Below are 5,445 nucleotides of genomic sequence, written 5' to 3' on the forward strand. Positions count from 1 at the left end.
CCTTCTATCACCAGGGATAGTTTGACCAGACGGTTGATGCCCATATGGTGGCTCTCCGATACTCCGTCGGCATTCTGCGACGGACGGAAAGAAGGATTTTTTATTATATCTTGTAATTCTGTCTTCATGTTACCTCTTTTTAGATGATTGTTATTTGGTATTTGCTGTGGCTCCCGCTTTTATTGACCGGGAAAGTATTTTGTTTTTTCTCAGTAAAAAATCGGGCATAAGATCTGTGGGTAAATACAATGTACTTACACCTTTTGTCTGAAGTTCTTCTGTAATTCCGGGATTCCAGGATAAGAGTTTATCCATATCCAGTTTCAATTCGTCTGCAACGATATCCAGATTAAAACCTGCATTAATATCTGTCTGCTCCAGCGGATCATTGTCTATTTTACTGCCGCCGTTCACGAAGAAAACGGTATTCATTCGTGAAGAGTTATAGTTGCTTAATACACTTTCCAATTCTCCTGTTGCATAGCAGGCATTCAGATACTTTTTGACGTGATTAATGGTTTCTGCAGGTAAATATTTGCAGAAAATGTGATATTGTGAAGATCCTGCCGCCTCCATGGCTTTGGCTATATTTCCTTCTCCACAGTTGTATGCAGCGACTACCGTTACCCAGTTATTGTATTTTTTATACAGCTGGGTTAAAGAGATCATCGCAGTTTTTGTACTTCTGTACAAATCTGAGCGGCTCTGTTCGGAAAGCCCGTACTGATTGGCATGGGCCGTCATAAACTGCCACACACCTGCTGCTCCGGCTCCCGAAACCTGGCTTCTGTCAAAACCTGATTCTATAAGTGCAAGATTTCTCAAATGTCTCGGCAATCCTTTCTGTACCAGTGAGTATTCAATAAAATCTACCACCACTTTATTGGAGCCAATGATATTCCTGTATCGTCGCACACTATTTTCAGAAGTGTCTGATGCAGAGAGAAACTGTGCACTGACAAAATGAGTGGTAGCCAACAGGAGCACTGTTAAAATATTTTTGAAATTGATTTTCATGTTAACTATTTAATCATTCAATTATTCTAAGCATAAAATTAATAAAATAAACACATTCTAAAAAAATGAACTTTTTTATTAAAATTTACTCAACTTTCCATGTTAGTTTTTCTTCTTCTTTATTCCAATCCACATGTATGGCCTGGCCGGTTTTTACCTCTTCCCTTACAATCATTTTTGAGATTGGCCTTGCCAACTGTGCTCTGATCACACCGGAAATCTGTCTTGCTCCGTATTTGCTGCTGAAACCTCCCAAAGCAAGATTTTTCACAGCTTCATCGCTGATAGATAAAGTCATCCCCAATCTCGTTAATGAGGTATGGAGTGATTTTAACTGAATATTAAAGATCCTTTCTGCAATCGATTCTGTGATCGGTGCAAATGGAATAATTTCTGTAATCCTGGCTAAAAATTCAGGTCTGAACCTTCCTGAATTGGACATAATCTGCATCAATGAGGATGATGCCGGAACATTGCCTTCTTCAAACTGTTTTACAATTTCCTCACTTCCGATATTGGAGGTAAACAAAATTAAAGCATTGCTAAAATCACCTTCTTTTCCAAGCTTATCATGAACTTTTCCTTCATCCATAATCTGCAGGAATACATCAAAAACGGAATGATGCGCTTTTTCAATTTCGTCAAATAAAACAACGGTATAAGGCTGTTGTCTGATTTTATTGACCAACATTCCGCCTTCTTCATATCCTACATATCCCGGAGGCGCTCCGTATAATAATGCCGCTGAATGTTCTTCTTTAAATTCGGACATATCGAAACGTACCATTGCTTTTTCATCATTGAACAGCAATTCGGCCATTGATTTGGCCAATTCGGTTTTTCCGGTTCCTGTAGGTCCGAGCAGGAAGAAAGATCCAATCGGTTGTCCCGGTTTATTCAGTCCGCTTCGGTTTTCTACAATTGCATCTGAAAGGATTTTCAGGGCATGATCCTGACCTACAACACGATTTAACAGAAGAGATTCCATATTGAGGAGCTTTTCTTTTTCCTGAGCCTGGATTTTACCGATTGGGATATTGGTTTTAGCAGCCATTACAGCGGCCAGCTCAAGCCGGTCAACCTTTTCTCTTTTTGTTGAGGCATGCTGAAGCAACTCGGTGTAGGTATCATCAATGATCTTCTGGATCTGATCTACGGGCATTGAATTGTCAATTGCAGGCTGCTCACTTAATGAACCCCACAAAATCGGGCTTATTTTATCTCTTAACAAATTATAAGTCCAGATCAGTTCGTCAGCTTTATCTTTGTTATCTGTAAATTCTTCTTTTAATATGGCTTCATAGCTTTCTTTCCAGCTTTCCAGCTCTTTTTCTGAAAGCTCATCAAGCATTTTTATCGCAGCCATCGTTCTGTCAAGCAAATCAATTGCTGCATCGGGAAGTTTTTTACCTTTTGCATACCGTTTTGCCAAACGTACACATTCCGGCAGCGCTGTTTTCTCCACTTCAATGTTATGATGTTTTTTATAACCTTCGAGGAGCACATCAATCATTTTTACGCAGGTTTTCTCATCCGGTTCGTTAACTGTAAGGACTTCAAAACGACGGTTGAAAGCCTGTTCAGGTTCTATAATTTTACGATATTCTTCCTGAGTTGTTGCCCCGATTACGGTAATTTCTCCTCTTGCCAGTTCGGGTTTAAGAAGATTGGCTACGTTTCCGATGCTTCCTTTTGGGTCTAAAAGAGTGTGTATTTCGTCAATGAATAAAATGGCTTTTTCAATTTTTTTGCATTCATTGATTACTTTTTTAAGGCGGTCTTCAATTTCCCCTTTATAGGAAGTTCCTGCAAGTAAAGCGCCCGTGTCCAGTTCTAAAAGGGTAGCATTTTTAAGCATTTCCGGAACATTTCCTTTTGTAATTTCAATGGCAAAACCTTCTACTAATGCAGTTTTACCTACTCCGGGCTCACCGATGATGATCACATTCGGCTTGCTTCTCCGGCAAAGGATTTCGACAAGCATTCTCAATTCTTTGTCTCTTCCGATAATATTTTCCAGCGCTCCCTGTCTTGCCTCAGCAGTTCTGTCTACACAATAGTTTTTGATTGACGGAAAGGAGGAATCTGAAAAATCTGAACCATTGGAAAAAAGAGACGCAAATTCTCCGTTCTCCGAGGTTGCATAAGGGGTATCTTTTCTGTACAGATTGAATATTTCATGTTCTCTGAGCGGTAATGATTTCAGCTGCTGCAATGAAAAAACAACCTGAGGTTTTACAATAGCAGTCAGTATACAGATAGGAGTAACCTCATCCAATCCTAATTTTAATCTTATGTCATCTGCTTCTTCAATAAGCTGATCTACCGACTCATCCGCTCCCACTTCATCCGGAAGATGGGTTGTTTTCGGGTAATCTTCGATACGCACATCGGCCCATTCATAGAAATATCCGGGATCTTTATCTATATTTTTCAGGAATTCATTAAGCCCTATATCTTTATGCATCAGGGCCTGTAAAATATGTGGCCCGCCATAGGTTCCGTTATAATTTTCCCTTGCGATGGATTGTGCAATATGAAAAAGCTGTTTTACTGTTTCGTTGGTTACTAGTACTCCCATTTAAAATTTCTTATTAATATGTGTTGTGTTCTTTGATTATTAATGGTCTCTTTTTGGTTTACAGCAAAAAACAGGCTAGTCTCTTCCCAGCTCTGTTTTTGCCCAGTCTTTATTTTCAATTTTGGGATAATCCGGTTTGTCTTTTAGCGGATAAAGCTCAACTCCAAATTTATCTTTTTTACCATATACAGCATATTCATCCGAAAAATTAGGACAATATGCCGGTATGGATTTTATTTTAAATATGTATACGGGAATTTCTTCTGAAGCAGGTTTACCGAAATAAGAAAATTGGTATTCAAACTTTTTAAGCAATTCCGCATCCTCTAATTTTAATATATCAGTTAATTCCTTTTTGTCATTTTCAGAAAAATCTTTTATATTTTTTGATGCCCATCCAGGTAATTCATTTCTTAATTCGGTCAGTTGCTCCGGACTGAATTTTTTAGGATTGGGGTTAAATAATAAAGATTCCGTAATGCATTTACATTTTTCTTTTTTTATTTTATCGTCTATATTAACAGGTTTTCCGCCAAAGCCTATAATTTCATACCCATTTTCTGTTTTACATATTTCATTTTCCATAATTATTTTTTTTGCAAAAACACCTAACAATATTATAAAAATACTTACAATCCCTATTTTCATATATTTATTTTTCATTGTTTTTGTGGTATAAATGTTTTCATCTCTGCGGGTACTCCTTCCGGACTTGGAGCGGCTTCCACATTATGTCTTGCGCCATCAGGATCAAACCAGGCATCATCTATTTTCTTCATGTTTGATTCAATATCCTGCCAGGCTTTCCATCTTGCAACTTCTTCTTCTTTTAATTTATAATCCTGATCGAGTAAATGCTGATAGGTACTGGAGCATCTTTTATTTTTTACTTCCTGCTGTTGTTTGGCCCTTGCTTTCATATAGTCTGAAAAGCATAATTCATCATTGGTAAAAAGGGTTTTCTCGTAATCTGTTCTTCTGAGATATCCATAAACGGTAGCTCCTGTTGAGTTGGCTATCTTTTGTGCTATGCTTTCAGATGACAGGATATTATATCTGTTGTTCGGGTCTGCTTTATTACCCTCTTTATCTATGTAGATTGTCCTATCAATATCGGAATTGCCTATTCCCGCTCTACAGGAAAAAAGGTAAATATTGGTGCCTCCTAAAAATGCTTCTTTATTTAATTTTGCAGCCTCTTCTTTTTCAAATGAATATTCGGTGATATCAATACCTGCCGGAGCTAAACCTAAAGAGATTTCTCCAACAACTCCATGGCTGTAAAATAATAATTGCTTTATTTTTTTCTCTGTCCTGGCTTTTGCTATGGATGCGGTATTATTTTCATCTGCCGTATTAATGTAATTGATAACCTGTTGAGCACTTGTTATTTCTACATACTTGCCACCATACATATTTTCCACGGCATCTTTTATTGCTTTTTTCTGTTTATCCGTATAATCACGGACACATAATAAAAAATCGAATTTTATTCCTTTATTCAATCTCATTCTTCGAAGGGCCTGATGGACAAACATCAGCTTACTTCCTTCTCCTACTTCTCTGAACAGGTTCCAGGGCTTGCTGGCAGAAGCATCACTTCTATGGCTTTGGGTTCCTACTACTATGATATAAGCTTCCCCGATTTTCTCGGTTTCAATTTTAGGGGCTTCTTTACGTTCTCCATACGTCACTCCGCTTTCTTTTCCTTTCTGAGCCACATGTTCCCCGGAGGAGTTTACTATATTTTCTTTCGCATAAGCAAGATTGTTTCCGCCCGTAGTTTCTATGATATCTCCACCTACATAAGTTTCCTTACCCATGTCTAGTAATTTTTAGATTTCTCT

4 protein-coding genes are annotated in these 5,445 nt (G+C 38.0%); all 4 read right to left on the bottom strand.

The features are described 5' to 3' along the window. Positions 1-150: 150 nt before the first annotated feature. The gene (locus AB8P06_RS20490) at positions 151-1,017 is read right to left on the bottom strand and encodes a lytic transglycosylase domain-containing protein (protein ID WP_369844487.1); all 867 of its coding nucleotides are present in this window, start codon (positions 1,015-1,017) and stop codon (positions 151-153) included. Between the two features lie 85 nt (positions 1,018-1,102). After that, entirely contained in the window at positions 1,103-3,598 is a 2,496-nt protein-coding gene (locus AB8P06_RS20495; RefSeq protein ID WP_369844489.1) for an ATP-dependent Clp protease ATP-binding subunit, read from the bottom strand. Between the two features lie 75 nt (positions 3,599-3,673). Beyond that, a complete protein-coding gene (locus tag AB8P06_RS20500) occupies positions 3,674-4,246 on the bottom strand; it encodes a hypothetical protein (RefSeq protein WP_369844491.1) in 573 nt (190 codons plus the stop codon). A gap of 11 nt (positions 4,247-4,257) precedes the next feature. Further along, positions 4,258-5,421: a hypothetical protein gene (locus tag AB8P06_RS20505; RefSeq protein ID WP_369844493.1), complete on the bottom strand. Its 1,164-nt coding sequence runs from the start codon at positions 5,419-5,421 to the stop codon at positions 4,258-4,260. Positions 5,422-5,445 lie beyond the last annotated feature (24 nt).

Source organism: Chryseobacterium tongliaonense (assembly GCF_041224435.1).
Classification (GTDB): domain Bacteria; phylum Bacteroidota; class Bacteroidia; order Flavobacteriales; family Weeksellaceae; genus Chryseobacterium; species Chryseobacterium tongliaoense.